General features: G+C 65.3%; 12 protein-coding genes and 4 pseudogenes. 11 read left to right on the top strand and 5 right to left on the bottom strand.

Annotated features, from left to right (window positions below; translation table 11 throughout):
• The 7 genes and pseudogenes from NA637_RS21165 to NA637_RS21200 form a co-directional block, all read left to right on the top strand.
• Nucleotides 1-338: pseudogene (locus tag NA637_RS21165) on the top strand (STY4528 family pathogenicity island replication protein); the annotation flags it as partial.
• Nucleotides 339-486: 148 nt separating this feature from the next.
• Nucleotides 487-747 carry a ribbon-helix-helix domain-containing protein gene (locus NA637_RS21170; RefSeq protein WP_256074535.1) on the top strand — a complete coding sequence of 87 codons (261 nt, stop codon included), beginning with the start codon at nucleotides 487-489 and terminating at the stop codon, nucleotides 745-747.
• Between the two features lie 4 nt (nucleotides 748-751).
• Nucleotides 752-1066, top strand: coding sequence for a type II toxin-antitoxin system RelE/ParE family toxin (locus NA637_RS21175; RefSeq protein ID WP_256074536.1), 315 nt, complete (start codon nucleotides 752-754; stop codon nucleotides 1064-1066).
• A complete protein-coding gene (locus tag NA637_RS21180; RefSeq protein ID WP_256074537.1) occupies nucleotides 1063-1917 on the top strand; it encodes an OST-HTH/LOTUS domain-containing protein in 855 nt (284 codons plus the stop codon). Before NA637_RS21175 ends, NA637_RS21180 begins: the two co-directional genes overlap by 4 nt.
• 135 nt (nucleotides 1918-2052) lie before the next feature.
• Nucleotides 2053-3384 (top strand): PFL_4669 family integrating conjugative element protein, encoded by a 1332-nt coding sequence (locus NA637_RS25565; protein ID WP_336605508.1) that lies wholly within the window; start codon nucleotides 2053-2055, stop codon nucleotides 3382-3384.
• On the top strand, nucleotides 3381-3734 hold the full coding sequence (locus NA637_RS21195) for a hypothetical protein (RefSeq protein WP_256074538.1): 354 nt from the start codon (nucleotides 3381-3383) through the stop codon (nucleotides 3732-3734). Before NA637_RS25565 ends, NA637_RS21195 begins: the two co-directional genes overlap by 4 nt.
• 15 nt (nucleotides 3735-3749) lie before the next feature.
• Nucleotides 3750-5270 carry a conjugal transfer protein TraG N-terminal domain-containing protein gene (locus NA637_RS21200; protein WP_256074539.1) on the top strand — a complete coding sequence of 507 codons (1521 nt, stop codon included), beginning with the start codon at nucleotides 3750-3752 and terminating at the stop codon, nucleotides 5268-5270.
• Nucleotides 5271-5299: 29 nt separating this feature from the next.
• Here the strand turns inward: NA637_RS21200 and NA637_RS21205 are convergent, their stop codons facing one another.
• The gene (locus NA637_RS21205; protein ID WP_256074540.1) at nucleotides 5300-5668 is read right to left on the bottom strand and encodes a DUF3742 family protein; all 369 of its coding nucleotides are present in this window, start codon (nucleotides 5666-5668) and stop codon (nucleotides 5300-5302) included.
• 223 nt (nucleotides 5669-5891) lie between these two features.
• On the opposite strand from NA637_RS21205, the gene NA637_RS21210 reads away from it, so the two are divergent.
• The 3 genes from NA637_RS21210 (at nucleotide 5892) to mobH (ending at nucleotide 9565) form a co-directional block, all read left to right on the top strand.
• On the top strand, nucleotides 5892-6650 hold the full coding sequence (locus NA637_RS21210) for a type IV toxin-antitoxin system AbiEi family antitoxin domain-containing protein (RefSeq protein ID WP_256074543.1): 759 nt from the start codon (nucleotides 5892-5894) through the stop codon (nucleotides 6648-6650).
• Complete coding sequence (locus NA637_RS21215) at nucleotides 6643-7563, top strand: nucleotidyl transferase AbiEii/AbiGii toxin family protein (RefSeq protein ID WP_256074541.1); 921 nt, start codon at nucleotides 6643-6645, stop codon at nucleotides 7561-7563. The genes NA637_RS21210 and NA637_RS21215 overlap by 8 nt, the downstream gene beginning before the upstream one ends.
• A 205-nt stretch (nucleotides 7564-7768) precedes the next feature.
• Nucleotides 7769-9565, top strand: a complete 1797-nt coding sequence (mobH, locus tag NA637_RS21220; protein WP_256074542.1) for a MobH family relaxase — start codon at nucleotides 7769-7771, stop codon at nucleotides 9563-9565.
• Between the two features lie 401 nt (nucleotides 9566-9966).
• On the opposite strand, the gene NA637_RS25745 is transcribed toward mobH, so the two are convergent.
• Together NA637_RS25745 and NA637_RS25750 are read right to left on the bottom strand one after the other, a co-directional pair.
• A complete protein-coding gene (locus NA637_RS25745; RefSeq protein WP_181063908.1) occupies nucleotides 9967-10272 on the bottom strand; it encodes an IS66 family transposase in 306 nt (101 codons plus the stop codon).
• A gap of 14 nt (nucleotides 10273-10286) precedes the next feature.
• Nucleotides 10287-10364, bottom strand: a pseudogene (locus NA637_RS25750) (hypothetical protein); the annotation flags it as partial.
• An 892-nt stretch (nucleotides 10365-11256) separates the two neighbouring features.
• On the opposite strand from NA637_RS25750, the pseudogene NA637_RS21230 reads away from it, so the two are divergent.
• A pseudogene (locus NA637_RS21230) lies at nucleotides 11257-11550 on the top strand (IS110 family transposase); the annotation flags it as partial.
• Between the two features lie 5 nt (nucleotides 11551-11555).
• Here the strand turns inward: NA637_RS21230 and NA637_RS21235 are convergent.
• Nucleotides 11556-14523 (bottom strand): annotated as a pseudogene (locus NA637_RS21235) (Tn3 family transposase).
• Nucleotides 14524-14526: 3 nt separating this feature from the next.
• Nucleotides 14527-15099, bottom strand: a complete 573-nt coding sequence (locus NA637_RS21240; protein ID WP_011078028.1) for a recombinase family protein — start codon at nucleotides 15097-15099, stop codon at nucleotides 14527-14529.
• Nucleotides 15100-15210 lie beyond the last annotated feature (111 nt).

The following is a 15210-nucleotide window of genomic DNA, read 5'->3' on the forward strand; positions in this document are numbered from 1 at the left end:
GGGCCTTGCAGAACCTGCGGTTGCCCGAGCGCTTCCTGCGCCTGAAGGACGAGCAGCAGGCGGGTGCGCTGGTGGCGCTGCAACAGGTGGACGAGGCCCAGCGCCAGGCGGTGCTCGACGAGTGGGCGGCGCGCTGTGGCGGCAGCACGGTGCGCAATCCCGCAGGCTATCTGTTTGGCATCATCCAGAAGGCGATCCGCGGGGAGTTCCGTGCGTGGGCCGGGCAAGACAATGCCCGCGCCATGTCCGGTCCGGCATCCGCTGTGTCAAAGGCCTCCGGTCCGGAGGTTGCACAAGCTCACATCACGCGCCTGCGCTCGATGCTGGAGCAGCCATGACGGCGGCACATCGCGCCATCCCCAGGGGATGGTTGCAACAGGAAGCCTTCCGATCGACACGCGCCGGCCACAGAAGCGGCTGCCAGACGCTTGTCTGCGTATTCGTTGTTGAATATATTGAATACGATAACGGCAACAGGAGCCAGCCATGTCCCGGACAACGACCACGACCATGACGGTTCGCCTCAGCGGACCGCTCAGCGATTTCGTCGCCGCCAACGTGGGCGAGCATGGCGACTACGAGAACGTCAGCGAGTACATGCGCGACCTGATCCGCCGCGACAAGGAACGCAAGGAGCAGGAAGCCTTCGACCGGCTGAAGGCCGAGCTGGCCCATGCCTTTGCCTCCCCGGAAGCCTCGTATCGTCCCCTGACTGCCGCCGACGTGATCGCGCGCAACCGAGGCTGACCGCGTGGCCAAGGTCCTGGTCCAGGAGGCGGCGTCCTGGCGGCTCGACCAGATCTACCGCTACACGCGCGATCGCTGGGGCACCGAACAGGCCAATCGCTACATCACCGGCCTGTTCGAGGCTTTCGACGGCATCGAGACGCACCGGACATCGTCCAGGCCCATTCCCGCCGATTTCGGCATCGAAGGCTACTTCTTCCGCTACGAACGGCACTTCGTCTACTGGCGCCGGCTCCCGAATGGCGACATCGGCATCGTGACCATCCTGCACGAGCGGATGCACCAGATCGACCGATTCCGGGACGATTTCGGTTCATGAGCGAATTGGCCGACGGCGATCTGCAGGACCACCAGCGTGAAGTCCAGCGCTCGCTCGGCCGCTGCATGCTCCGCCTCCAGCAGTACGAGCGCCTGATCAAGGCCATCGTGGCCTGCCACGGTCTCACGGGACCGGCCCACGCACTGGAGTCGATCCGCGCGGCGCGCATTGCCGATGCCGCTGGCAAGACGCTCGGCGCCCTGGTGGGCCAGTTCCTGGGATCGTATGTCGTCACCGATGGAGCCGACACATCCGCCGATGCCTTGGGCAAGGCCCCGGCAGACGTCACCTCGTTCAGCATGCGGATGCACCTGAGCCTGTCCGCGGAAGACTATGCCCAGACCCAGGACGGCCTGAGGGAATTGGTGTCGCTGCGCAATAATCTGGTGCACCACTTCATCGACCAGCACGACCTGTGGAGCTCGGACGGATGTCGTGAAGCGCACGAGGCGCTGGCTGCCGCCTACGCTCGCATCGACCAGCACTTCGAGCGCCTCCGGGGCTGGGCCGAACACATGGATCAGGCCAGGCGCCTGGCTGCGGAGTTCGTGCAGTCCGACGCCTTCCGTGACCTGGTGATCCATGGCATCACCCCGGATGGCTCGGTGGATTGGCCGGCAGCAGGCATCGTCTGCGCCTTGCGCGAGGCCTCGGTCGAACTGGCCGTGGAAGGCTGGGCACCCGTTGCCAGCGCGGGACGATGGATCACGCAACGGTATCCCGACCAGCAACCTGCCAGGTACGGCTGCGCCAGTTGGCGGCAGGTGCTGCACGAGTCGCGCCTCTTCGAACCGCGCTACCGTCACGTGGACGGGCGGCGTGCCGCCTGGTACAGGGCTCGCACCCACTGACCAGTCGAGGTCATGGTGCCGCATCGGCGGCTTTCCCCCGTCCTGCTGTCATCTCATCAGGCTATCCCCAGGGGATAGCCGGTACAGCCAGCCTTCCGGCAGCGAACAAACCGGGCACATATGGGCTGCGGTTTGTTGACTGACGGCCTTCCGGCCGATGCCGATGCCGATGCTGGCGCCTCGCTCCCTTACCGCGAGTCGTCACCCATGGCCAACGAACCCCTGCAACTGAATCTCGGATCGCTGCGCAGCGCGATGTCGCTGACGCTGCACACGCATCACGCTTCACGCATATGGCATGGCCGAGCGCCGGCCGAGGGCCGGCCCGGAATCATCGGTCTCAACGGCTACATCAGCGTGATGAACAAGATGAAACGCGGCGCCGAGCAGGACGACCCGTATTCGGACTGGTGGATGTTGCGGATCGAGGACAAGCTCGCCGACACCACGGCTCGCCTGCAAGAACTTCGCGAGCAGGTGGACCTGGCGCTGGCCAACGTGCCACTGGCGCTGTCGCTGGGCGAGAACCTCAACGTGCAGCCGGTGAAGCTGCCGCTGTTCGTCAACGCGCAGTTGGGCTTCATGGCCGTCTACCTGCTGGCCGACTACGACGATCTGGCGCGCAAGCTCATCCTCGCTCACCACACGGCACTGATCGACCGCTCGACCTTGGAGCGCTGGCTCAACGAAGGCGCGCACGCGCTGCGCAGCCTGTTCTCGTTGGCCCAACAGTACCGCTACTCCGGCACGACGCGCGACGACTTCGCGGCGAGGAACGCGGCGGCGCGATCACTTCATCGTCGGCAAGGGCAGCCCGTACTCGTTCGCGGCAACCGCCTGACCTGCCAGACTTGGCCATCGCCGCAGGCGGCCTCGGCCTGGGCGATCCGTGTGCTGGGCGAGCGTGAGCAGCGCACCTGCGAGAGCTGCACCAAGACGCAGACCACCCCAGGCGTCGGGCTCACGCCGATGATCCAGGAAGAGTACGAAACCAAGCTGCAGGCGCTACAAGAGCTGGTGACAGGGGCGCGGCCGACGACGCCGGCCCATCTCGAAGCCGCCGGCAGCAGCTCGCTGCCGATCACCCGTGGCGTGATCGAAGCGCTACGCGACGAGCCCGATCAAGACGTGCTGGGCCGGCGTCTCGCATCCGAGGCCGCACTGTCGAGCGTGCTGGAAAAAGCCTTGCTGCTGCAACGCACGTTGTTCACCGGCAAGAAGGAGCCGAACGTCGCCGCCAACGAGCTGGCCGTGCGGGCGGTCGACCAGGAGAACAGCGCGCTGGAGCAGGAGATCAACAACCTCAAGACCGAGCTGGAGTTGCGCCGCACGCTGGCCGGCAACTCGGCGATGGCGATCATCCAGCGCCACAGCATCCGCGCCGTCGGCTCACGCGGTGTCTTCGAGGGCGACACCACGCGCGATCGGCTGCGGGAAGTCCAGAAGCCGCGGAGCGGTACGCCATGAGCCGGCTGGCCTGGCTGCGGCTGTCATGGCTGTTCAACCGCCGCGTCGGCGTGGCGCTGCTGTGGACCTTGCTGGTGGTGGCCGCCGCGGTGGTGGTGAACATCGCCGGCATCCACGTGGTCGGCGGCGTCGAGGGCTGGCAGCACTGGCTGCAGGCGCACGCCGGCCACTTCTTCGTGTGGCGGCTGTGCGTCTACGGAGCGACGGCTTACGGCTGGTGGTGGATGCGTCGGCGCCTGCTGCGGCGGGAGCCGTCCCGCGAGACGCATCAGCGCCTGCTGCGCACGCAGATCGCGGCCGTGATCGCCGTGGTCGCGCTGGAAGCCAGCCAACTGTTGCGGCACGGCTGAGACCGGGAGGCAGGGATGACGCTCTACACCACGGACTACCTGGAGTATTACCTGACCCTGGTGGCCTGGGCGGTCAACAACGGCATCTGGAGCATCCTCGTGGCCAGCGGCGTGTTCGCGCTGCCGTTCGTGGCCATCGTGATCCAGGAATGGCTCAAGGCCCGCAGCGAAGGTGCGGACGAAGGCAACAAGGGCGTGCTGTCGTCGATGCGCATCGAGAACCGGGTGTGGGTGGCGATCGTGGTCATCCTGTTCGCGGGCATCCCGTTCATCCCGGTGGATCTCGCCACGATCAGGTTCGACACCACGCGCTCCGCGCAATGCCAGGTCAACGTCCCGCTGCCCAACGACACGGGCTGGTCCAACGTCTACACGGCGCTCAACGACCAGAGCGCGCTGGTGCCGGTGTGGTGGTTCTTCATGCACGCGCTGTCGAAAGCCGTGACGGGCTCCGCGGTGGCGGCGATTCCCTGCGGCACGGACCTGCGTCAGATTCGCATGGATGTGGATGCCACGCGCATCGACGATCCGGTGCTGGCACAGGAGGTCGCCGACTTCACGCACGACTGCTACGGGCCGTCGCGCGCCAAGCTGTTCATGAACCGGCCGACGCTCTCCGACGAGCAGATGAACGACGTCACCTGGATCGGGTCGAGTTACTTCCTCGACACGCCCGGCTTCTATGACACCTACCACTCCCGCACGCCGCGCACGGCCTGGCCCTACGACGCGACCCGCGATGCGGGGCTGGCACAGGTGGACAGCGGCGGCGGCTATCCGTCCTGCCGACAGTGGTGGACCGATGGCGGCCAGGGGCTGCGCAGCCGACTGTTGGCACAGGTCGACCCGGACCTGCTGACCCGCATCGGGCGCTGGGCAGGCTTCCTGTCGCAGAGCGAGGTCAATGACTCGGTGATTCGCGCCGTGGTCTCACCGCGGCAGCAGAAGATGAACCAGGGCGCCGTCTACACCGATTACGGCGGTCAGATCGACAGGACGCTGCCGAACATCGTCACGCGCGACGCGAGCCACCTGGGGCTGACCGTCGGCTCGCTGGCCTTCTTCCCCGCGATGGACGTGGTGCGCCAAGCGCTGCCGATGGTGCTGACGATGCTCAAGATGGCGCTCGTCATCTGCATCCCGTTGGTGCTGCTGATCGGCACCTACGACCTGAAGACGGTGATGACGGTGAGCTGCGTCCAGTTCGCGCTGTTCTTCGTGGACTTCTGGTTCCAGCTCGCCCGCTGGATCGACAGCACGATCCTGGACGCGCTCTACGGCTGGCATTCGCCGCACAGCAACTTCAACCCGCTGATGGGGTTGAATAACGCTTTCGGCGATATGCTGTTGAATTTCGTGATGGCGATGATGTTCATCGTGTTACCGACGTTCTGGGTGATGGCACTCGGATGGGCGGGAGTTCGCGCTGGAAACTTCCTGGGCGGTCTCATCACTGGCACGTCCGATGCAAAGTCGGCTGGAGGTAGCGGCTCTCGTCTTGCGATGACGGCCGTATCGAAAGGTGCAGCGAAGTAAGGAGCACTCTCCTCGCGCTGATGCGGCGGCTACGGCTCGTCGGGATCGCCCATGTCGATCCGCCAGTCATCTTTGTCGTACAGGCCGACGCCCGAGTGTCCGTCTCTAAGTTCCGGCTGCTTCTCGTCATCCGCATCGGCATTTCGCGCGAACCATGTGGCGACCACCGCAAAGGCCAGCAGCAGGACGAGCCAGGATACGGTGTAGAGCAGCGCACCGAGCACGGCGAGCTTGACGATCCAGAGCACCGCCGTCGCCGCGCCCGCAGGCACCCCGCGCGTCACCAGCCAGCCGGCGACACGCTGCTCGCGGCGCAGGTATCCACGCCAGGCACGGCCAGCCCCCCGGCCCAGCCGGTGGCTCCAGCGCCCGTTGTGCGTGTTGGTGGTCATGCTCATATGCCTCGGCTTCAGTGGTGCCTCACCTCGCGGAGCGGCCGGTCGTGGCCTGCCCTCCAGCATAGACCGCGATCAGGAGGGCGGGTTGCGGCCGGCAGAGCCGGGTTGGCTCGGATCGCAGATCGATTAGATTCTGCACGATAAATCAAACCTTATGCTACTTTCCATGCACGTTCTTGCAATGGCTCTAGGGGTCGATTGGATTCTGTGTTATTTTTATAACATGGATGGAAATTCTCGGCACCAGGTAATCAAGCGGCTGCAGGCGGGACTTCCCCGCGGGGCGCCGTTCGACCTTGCCACCCTGAGCCAGTTCGGGGTGTCGCCCCAGCTCGCCGCCCACTATGCCGACGGCGGGTGGCTCGTGCGCCTGGCCCATGGCGTCTATGCCTTCCCGAACGATGAATTCGGGGTCTACAGTGCGCTGAAGTTCCTGCAACAGCGCGTGCCCGGCCTGCACGTCGGCGGCAAGAGCGCCCTGGCCCTGCAGGGCGTGCGCCACAACCTGGGCAGCCGGGAGACGCTGGTACTGTGGGGCGACGGTCGTTTCGCGTTGCCGGCCTGGTTCACCGCGCGCTTTCCGGCCCGCTACGTCCACGCCCGCCTGTTCGACTGGCCGGACACGGCGCTGGCCAGCATGACCCTGACCACGCCGCCTGGCCTGCCCGAGGATCTGCGGGTGGCTGCCTCCGAGCGTGCCGTTCTGGAACTGCTGTACGAAGCCGGCGCCAAGCAGAGCCTCGAAGAGGCCCGCAACATCTTTGATGGACTGCGTTCCCCCCGCAAGGACTTGCTCGGGCAACTGCTGTCCTGCTGCGCCAGCGTGAAGGCCGTGCGCCTGTTCCTGACCTGGGCGCGCGAGACCAGCCTCGTGGATGTCGATGCCCTGCTGGAGCAGCACCCGGTTCGCACCGGCAGCAACACGCGCTGGATGAGCCGGCTCGATGACGGCACCTTGCTGAGCCTGAAACCTCATGGATAAGACCTACGCGGACACCGTTCGCCTGCTGCTGGCCGTCGCGCCCGACGTGTTCGCCAACGACATCTTCGCCATGAAGGGCGGCACGGCCATCAACCTCTTCGTGCGGGACATGCCGCGCCTGTCGGTGGACATCGACGTGGTGTACCTCCCATGGCAGACGCCGCGCGACGAAGCGCTGCAAGCCATCAACCAGGAGCTGGCCGCCATCGCCGCGCGCGTTGCACCACTGGGCGTGCAGACACGCCTGGTTCGCGCCAAGGACCTGGGCGACACCAAGCTGATCGTCGAGAACGACGCCAGCCAGGTGAAGATCGAGGTCAACGTCGTGTTCCGAGGCAGCGTGCTGCCCGTCGAGCGGCGGCCGCTGAGCGCCAAGACCAGCGATCTGTTCGGCGTCGAGTTCGAGCTGCCGGTTCTGGCACCGGACGAGCTGTACGCCAGCAAGCTGGTGGCCGCGCTGGATCGGCAGCACCCCCGCGACCTGTTCGACGTGTGGCAGCTCTTTGAGTCGGGCGACATCAGCGATGGCATGGTCGAGTGCTTCGTGATCTATCTGGCGGGCCACAACCGGCCGCCCCACGAAGTGTTGTTCGGCAACGACAAGGACATCGCCGGCGAGTACGAACGGGCCTTTGTCGGTATGGCCGAAGTGGACTGCCCCTTGGACACGCTGCTGGAGGCTCGCGCGCAGTTGCGACGCGAGTTGCAGCAACGGCTGACGAAGGCGCACAGGCGGTTCCTGAGCGGCCTGGTACGCGCAGAGCCGGACTGGTCGCTGGTGCAATGCCAGCACGCCGCGCAACTGCCGGCACTGCGCTGGAAGCTCAACAACCTGGAGACCTTTCGCAAGAAGCGCCCCAAGGACTTCGCCGCGCAAGCCGCTGCGCTCGATGCCGGCCTGGGCCAGATCTGACGCGGCGACAGAAGTATTCCCCGCTTGTCGGGCCTGCCCCATGCCGCATTCATCGTGGCATCCGCGAAGCAGCGGCCCTATACCCAAAGGCTTCCGACAAAGGCCAAAGGGCTGGGAAGGGGCAAGGGAACGGGGCCAAGGGGAAAGGCCCTACCCGAAAAGGCCAAAGGCGCCCCAGATCAGCCCGTCATCCGGGGGGGGCGTCATGCTCTCGCTGTTCCAGCGCAAAAGGGTGCCACCCGCCGCCGGCACACCGCCCGCCTCCGCTATCGAAACTCAGAAAGGGTCGATGCGGCCGGAGTCGGCCGCATCGCTGCTGGCCACGCCGCGCCGGCAGAAACTGCTGGAACACATCTGGCAGCGCACATCGCTCTCGCGCCGGCAGTTCGCCACGCTCTACCTCGCCCCACTGGAGCGCTACGCCGAGCTGGTCCAGCAGTTCCCGGCCTCCGAGAACCACCACCACGCCTATCCGGGCGGCATGCTGGACCACGGCTTGGAGATCGTCGCCTATGCGCTGAAATTGCGGCAGTCATACCTGCTGCCTGCGGGCGTCACGCCGGAGGCACAGGCGGCCCAGGCCGAAGCCTGGACCGCAGGCACGGCCTACGCGGCCCTGCTGCACGACATCGGCAAGATTGCGGTCGATCTGCACGTCGAACATGCCGACGGCAGCGTCTGGCATCCCTGGCACGGCCCGCTGCGAAAGCCCTACCGCTTCCGTTACCGAAAGGAGCGCGAGTACCGCCTGCACAGCGCCGCCACCGGGCTGCTCTACGCGCGCCTTCTCGATCGGGACATCTTCGACTGGCTCAGCGGCTATCCCGACCTCTGGGCCGCGCTGCTGTACGTGCTGGCCGGCCAGTACGAGCACGCCGGCACGCTCGGCGAACTGGTCGTGCAGGCCGACCAGGCATCGGTCGCCCAGGAACTCGGCGGCGATCCCGGCAAGGCGCTGGCGGCGCCCAAGCATGCGCTGCAACGCAAATTGCTCGACGGCTTGCGCTACCTGCTCAAGGAAGAGTTCAAGTTGAACCAGGCCGGCCCGGCGGACGGTTGGCTGACCCAGGACGCCTTGTGGCTGGTGAGCAAGACCGTCTCCGACAAGCTGCGCGCCCATCTGCTGTCACAGGGCATCGACGGCATCCCGTCGAGCAACACGGCGGTGTTCAACGTGCTGCAGGATCACGGCATCGTGCAACCGACGCCGGATGGCAAGGCGATCTGGAAGGCTACCGTCACCAGCGACGCCGGCTGGTCGCACGCCTTCACCTTCCTGAAACTCTCGCCGGCGATGATCTGGGATGCCGCCGACCGGCCGGCGCCGTTCGCAGGCCGTGTGCAGCTCGAAGAGGAACAGGCGGTGGCCGATGGGCCGCACGTGGAAGGCATCGAAGCTGCACCCGCGAGCACGGCGCCGACCGCAGCCACGGACACCGGCGTGGCCGCGCTGCTCGACCTGCTGGGCGACACCGCTCCACCCACGGCACCGGAGGCCCCGAGTTGCCCTGTTGCCGAGGCCGAACCGGCCCCTTCGACCGTGCCTCCGCCGCAGATGAGCCGCGCGCCTGCCCAGGATCGCGCGGAGCCCTCCGGGGCGCACTTCATGGCCTGGCTGCGTCAGAGCATCCAGACGCGCAAGCTCATCATCAACGACGCCAAGGCTCTGGTGCATACCGTCGCCGGTACGACCTACCTCGTCAGCCCCGGCGTGTTCCAGCGCTACGCGCAGGAGTACCTTCAAGTCGCCACGCTGGCCAGGCAGGAGAAGCTGGAGGGGTGGCAGTGGGTGCAGAAGCGCTTCGAGAAGCTGGGACAGCACCGCAAGCAGCCGAGCGGGCTGAACATCTGGACCTGCGAAGTCACGGGGCCGCGCAAGTCGCGCCGACTGCACGGCTACCTGCTCGCCAGCCCGGATACGCTGTTCCAGGAGACGCCGCCAGACAACCCATACCTGCGGCTCCTGCATGAGGACTTCTTACCAAGCGCGAACCTTCTGTAAAACCTGCCACCTATCCAAGCCGGGAATTAGCAATCTAGGTTGAGCAGGTCGTGAGCTGCATTAAGCGCATCCTGAGCGGCATCTCCCCCATTCAGCAACCGATCACGGTTAAGCCCGCCTCCGCGAACCCATGCTGTGGGTAGGTGCCCGTTTTCGGCTCGTCTTATGAAAAAAGGTGAGCGTCCAGCCGTCCCATCGCTACTCAGGTTGAGACGCCGAGGAGCAACAGCTCCTCGATCCGGCTGGTGGGCCAGATGGGCAGTTTTCCCCGGGGTGTCCTTGAGCCAGGCGCCGGACTCGAGCCCGTTCAGTCTGGTGGTGGCCAGCAAGGCCCTGGATGGCGGCGGCGCGGTAGCTGCAGCCGGTCGTGTAGGGCCTGCAGTTTGGGCAGGGCTTTCTGTTCACGCAGCAGCTGCCGGACGGCCGCGTCGAGTGCGCGGGCGCGCCAATCGAGGGCATAGAGATCGGCGATGCGCCGCAAGGCCTCGGCTGTCACTGGGCTCCAGGTCGTTGCTGCGGTAGGCCCAGAGTAGGCTCAGATATAGGGGCGTTTGGTTTTCCCCTCGCCGGGATCGAGTTGCCGCAGAGGGTGTTTCATCGGCATGCAGCACCTGGCGTTGGAGCAATAAGGCGCGCAGCCGATCCACCAGGGGCTGCAAGGCCACGCCACTGCCGGCGGAACCGGCGCGGCGCTGATGCTTTCGCACGGGCGGCAGGCTTATTGCGGGCGACTGTGCCGGTGGACGAAGGACCTGGCCAGGATCAGGTCGAGCTGCTCGCTGATGTCTTCGCCGATCTTGACCAGCGCGGCGCTGCATTCGGCGGCATGGAACTAGCGAAAACGGCCTTGATGCAGACGGCGCTGACCCAACCACACACCGGTGCCGTCCTACTGCAACAGCTTGAGCCGCGAGCCGTGCCGATTGCGAAAGGCATAGGTCGTGCCATCGCAGGGTGGTCGCCCGAGGGCCTGCTGAAGGTGCACCAAAGCCCGTCGATCCCCAAGCGCATGTTGATCGGTCGGCCACCAGCCAAACCTGGGCCGGCATTCGCGTCAGGCCATCCCCCGCAGCAATCCGGCCAACCAGCTTGCATCGACGTCCGCCGGCAACGCCAACCGCCAGCCACTGGCATGCCTGCAGCAGCCACACCCCTGCCGCTGCCACGGGCACCAGGGTAAGCGGCGTGGCCGCCCGCTTGCTGCGCCTGATCCAGTAGGCCAGTGCCTCGGGTTTGAGCGCATGCTACTGGCAATAAGCAACTGCGTCAGCCCGCTGTCCTGCCAGGCCTGAACATGCCGAGCCCAGGACTCGCGGCGCGCGTGCATCGTTTCCATATAAATCCCCTACTGGAAAAGCACAGGATGCAGGGCGGGGTGTTCGAGCAAAAGGGGGGGGCGCTTACTGTCGATACGCGGCGGCAGCCGCAAGACCGTCGCCGCGAGCAGCCTGTCCAGCACGCTCGAATACATGGATGAAAAGCGCATGCAGGCTGATACCGGTAGTTTGCGAAACGGCGCGGAGGATCAGCGTGGAGCTGGGCAGCAGCCAGGGTAGTTGGCTGCATGCCGAGAAGATCGGTGGCTTTTGCTGCCTGGTGGGTTCCGCGCGTTCGAGATTCGGGTTAATGAGATGGTCATCCCCACCCTCCGAGGGCACACTTTCGCAGGGTGTTTTATTTCGGAGGCCATCATCACGAGCGCAGTTGCACTGGTAGGGATTGATCCGGGCAAGCAAAGCTTTCATCTACACGGAAAAGACGGTTCTGGCCGGAAGATCTTTCGCACGAAAGCGACACGCCAGCAAATGATGCGATTGCTTGGCATCCTGCCGGCTTGCACGGTGGTGATGGAAGCCTGCGCCGGAGCGCACTTTATGGCGCGCCAACTGACGGCGCTCGGGCATCAAGTGAAATTGATCTCGCCGCAGTTCGTGCGTCCTTTCGTCAAGGGCAACAAGGGGAGCCCGCAGAATTCGGAAAAAATCGTACGCTAAGGTTTTCCAGGCAACCGTAGCGGCCTGAACTTCCCGTCTTCCAGCCTGCGGCTCTGCCGCCAGCCGTAATCGCAGGTCAGGTTGATGTGCTCCCAGCCCAGCGGCGACAGGTATTGCAGCAGCTCGCCGTCCACCGGCTTGCCGGCTTCGACCAGTCCCTGGGTGGCGCGCTCCAGGTACACCGTGTTCCACAGCACGATGGCGGCCGTCACCAGGTTGAGGCCGCTGGCCCGGTAGCGCTGCTGCTCGAAGCTCCGATCCCTGATTTCCCCAAGGCGGTTGAAGAACACCGCCCTAGCCAGCAAGTTGCGAGCCTCACCTTTGTTCAGGCCGGCATGCACGCGGCGGCGCAGCTCAACACTTTGCAACCAGTCCAGGGTGAACAGCGTGCGTTCGATCCGGCCCAGTTCGCGCAGGGCGACGGCCAGGCCATTCTGGCGCGGATAGCTGCCGAGCTTGCGCAGCATCAGCGAGGCGGTGACGGTGCCCTGCTTGATCGAGCTGGCCAGGCGCAGGATGTCATCCCAATGGGCACGGACGTGCTTGATGTTCAGGGTGCCTCCTATCAGCGGGCGCAGCGCCGGGTAGGCATGCACGCCCTGCGGCACATACAGTTTGGTTTCGCCGAGGTCGCGGATGCGTGGTGCGAAGCGGAAGCCCAGCAGGTGCATTAGGGCGAAGACGTGATGGGTGAAGCCGGCCGTGTCGGTGTAGTGCTCCTCGATCCGCAAGTCGGACTCGTGGTACAGCAGGCCATCGAGCACGTAGGTGGAATCGCGCACGCCGACATTCACCACGCGGGTGCTGAATGGCGCGTACTGGTCGGAGATGTGGGTGTAGAACAGCCGGCCCGGCTCGCTGCCGTACTTCGGGTTGACGTGCCGGGTGCTTTCGCCCCGGCCGCCCGCCCGGAAGCGCTGGCCATCGGACGAAGAGGTCGTGCCGTCGCCCCAGTGAGCGGCGAAGGTATGACGGAACTGGTGGTTGACCAGCTCGGCCAGGGCCGCCCAGTAGGTTTCGTCTCGGATGTGCCAGGCTTGCAGCCAGGACAGCTTGGCGTAGGTCAGGCCGGGGCTCGACTCGGCCATCTTGGTCAGCCCGAGGTTGATTGCATCACCGAGGATCGCGGACAGCAGCAACGTCCGGTCTTTGGCCTCGGCCCCGTCCTTCAAGTGGGTAAAGTGGCGGCTGAAGCCCGTCCAGTCGTCAACGTCCATCAGCAGTTCGGTGATCTTGATGCGCGGCAGTAACTGGCTGGTCTGGTCGATCAGCGCCTGCGCACGATCTGGCACCGCTGAATCCAGCGGGGTGATCTTCAGCCCGGACTCGGTGAGGATGGCCTCGGGCATCTCGTTGTCCTTGGCCAGGCGGATGACGGTGGCCAACTGCTCGTCCAGCAGCGGCAATCGCTCTTCCAGATACTGGTCGCTGTTGGGATTGATCGTCAGGGGCAGGGCCTGTTCCCGCTTGAGCGTGGCGAACTTCTCTGCCGGCAGCAGGAAGTCGTCGAAGTCACGGAACTGCCGCGAGCCCTTGACCCAGATGTCGCCGGAGCGCAGGGCGTTCTTCAGCTCGGAAAGCGCGCAGATTTCATAGAAGCGCCGGTCGTTGCCTTCCAGGGTGATCACCAGCGGCTTCCAGCGGGGCTTGATGAAGGCCGTTGGTGCATCGGCCGCCACCTTGCGCAGGCTGTCGGCGTTCATCTCGCGCAGGGTCTGCACGGCTGCCAGCACGCCTTGCGCGGCCGGCGCAGCGCGCAGTTCCAGCACCTCCAGCAAGGCCGGCGTGTAACGGCGCAGAGTGGCGAAGTTCTCGCCGACCAGGTGCAGATGGTCAAAGCCTTCCGGCCGGGCAAGCAGCTCGGCCTCGCTGACGCTCTCGGTGAACTCGTCCCAAGGTATCACCGCTTCGATGGCTGCATAGGGGTCGCTGCCGCTTTCCTTGGCCTCCAGCAGCGCCTGGCCGATCTTCGAATACAGGCGCACCTTGTCGTTGATCGCCTTGCCCTGTTTCTGGAACTGCTGCTGATGCTTGTGCTTCGCGCTGCTGAACAGCTTGACCAGGATACGGTCGTGCAGATCGACCAACTCATCAATCACAGTCGCGGTGCTCTCCAGCACCACCGCGGCCAGGGTCGCGTAGCGTCGCTGAGGCTCGAACTTGCCGAGGTCCTTGGGTGTCATCTGCCCACCCTCGCGGGCCAGCTTGAGCAGGCGGTTCTGATGGATGTGCCGGCCCAGGCCTTCGGGCAAGTCCACCAGCTGAAATGTCTTCAGCCGCTCGATGTGTTCAAGCATGTGCCGGGAGTTGGGTTTCAGCGGTGCCTGTCGCAGCCAGGTCAACCAGGTGATGCTGCTGCCGGCCTTGAGCGTCAACAGCTCGTCCAGCTTGGCCCGATGCGAGTCCGTAAGTGGATCGACCAGGGCGCGGTAGACCCGCCGATTGGCCCGCGCAATGGCCTCCGAGCAAGCCCGGTCGATCACGCTCAACGCCGGCAGGATGCGTCGCCTCTGCCGCAGGCTCTCCAGCGCCTGACCGGCCAGCAGCAAGCCCTTGTCGGTCTGCTGGGCCAGTTCGGTCAGCTCGCGCACCAGGGCGCGGAAGTCGGACAGGCCGAACGGGGCCAGTTGCAGGTAGGTGCGCAGTTCCTGGGCGTGCTCGCGACGGGTCACGTCGCGCTCGCCGTACTTCTCCCAACTCGCCGGATCGGTCTGGACTTGCTTGGCCACCCACAGGATCACCGGCTCGGGCCGCTCGCTGTCGGTGCCCAACGCATAGCCGGGGAAGCGCAGCAGGCAGAGTTGCACCGCAAAGCCCAGACGGTTGGCGTCGCCAGCGCCGCTGGCGGATCAGCGACAGGTCGGAATCGTTGAAGGTGTAGTAGCGGATCAGGTCATCCTGGCTTTCCGGCAGCGCGAGCAGGGTGTCCCGCTCCGTGGCCGAGAGGATCAAGCGACGCGGCATGTATCAGTCGTCCGTGCGGAGGTACTGGTAGAGGGTTTCCCGGCTGATGTTGAATTCACGGGCGAGCTGCGCCTTGGGCTCGCCGGCCGTCGCTCGCTGCCGCAGGGTAGCAGCCTGCTCATCGGACAGGGCTTTCTTGCGGCCTCGGTACGCGCCGCGCTGCTTGGCCAAGGCGATGCCCTCGCGCTGCCGCTCACGGATCAAGGCGCGCTCGAACTCAGCGAAGGCCCCCATCACAGATAGCATCAGGTTGGCCATCGGGGAGTCCTCGCCCGTGAACACCAAGCCCTCCTTCAGGAACTCGATGCGCACGCCGCGCTGGGTCAGCTTCTGCACCAGGCGGCGCAGGTCATCGAGGTTGCGCGCCAGACGATCCATGCTATGCACCACCACGGTGTCGCCCTCACGGACGAAGCTCAGCAACGCCTCCAGTTGCGGGCGCTGATTATCCTTGCCCGAGGCCTTGTCGGTGAACAGCTTGCTCACCTGGGTCTGTTCCAGTTGGCGTTCCGGGTTCTGGTCGTAACTGCTGAATTTGTCAGGCTGAAATCTATGACTTTGGCAAGCAGAGGTCAAAAAATTAATGATGGACTCTATCTGACGGCGTAGCGCTGGGCTGCCTGACATCCGGTTAGGGTATAGCCCAACCTGACGGCCTTTAGGTCTTGTATTTGATTTGAGTACTAA

Origin of the sequence: Stutzerimonas stutzeri (genome assembly GCF_024448935.1) — a bacterium.
GTDB classification, from domain to species: Bacteria; Pseudomonadota; Gammaproteobacteria; order Pseudomonadales; family Pseudomonadaceae; genus Stutzerimonas; species Stutzerimonas stutzeri_AO.

Coding starts and splice junctions, on each gene's coding strand:
- NA637_RS21170 (WP_256074535.1), top strand. CDS start 487: ATGTCCCGGACAACGACCACGACCATGACGGTTCGCCTCAGCGGACCG.
- NA637_RS21180 (WP_256074537.1), top strand. CDS start 1,063: ATGAGCGAATTGGCCGACGGCGATCTGCAGGACCACCAGCGTGAAGTC.
- NA637_RS21195 (WP_256074538.1), top strand. CDS start 3,381: ATGAGCCGGCTGGCCTGGCTGCGGCTGTCATGGCTGTTCAACCGCCGC.
- NA637_RS21200 (WP_256074539.1), top strand. CDS start 3,750: ATGACGCTCTACACCACGGACTACCTGGAGTATTACCTGACCCTGGTG.
- NA637_RS21205 (WP_256074540.1), bottom strand. CDS start 5,668: ATGAGCATGACCACCAACACGCACAACGGGCGCTGGAGCCACCGGCTG.
- NA637_RS21210 (WP_256074543.1), top strand. CDS start 5,892: ATGGATGGAAATTCTCGGCACCAGGTAATCAAGCGGCTGCAGGCGGGA.
- NA637_RS21215 (WP_256074541.1), top strand. CDS start 6,643: ATGGATAAGACCTACGCGGACACCGTTCGCCTGCTGCTGGCCGTCGCG.
- mobH (WP_256074542.1), top strand. CDS start 7,769: ATGCTCTCGCTGTTCCAGCGCAAAAGGGTGCCACCCGCCGCCGGCACA.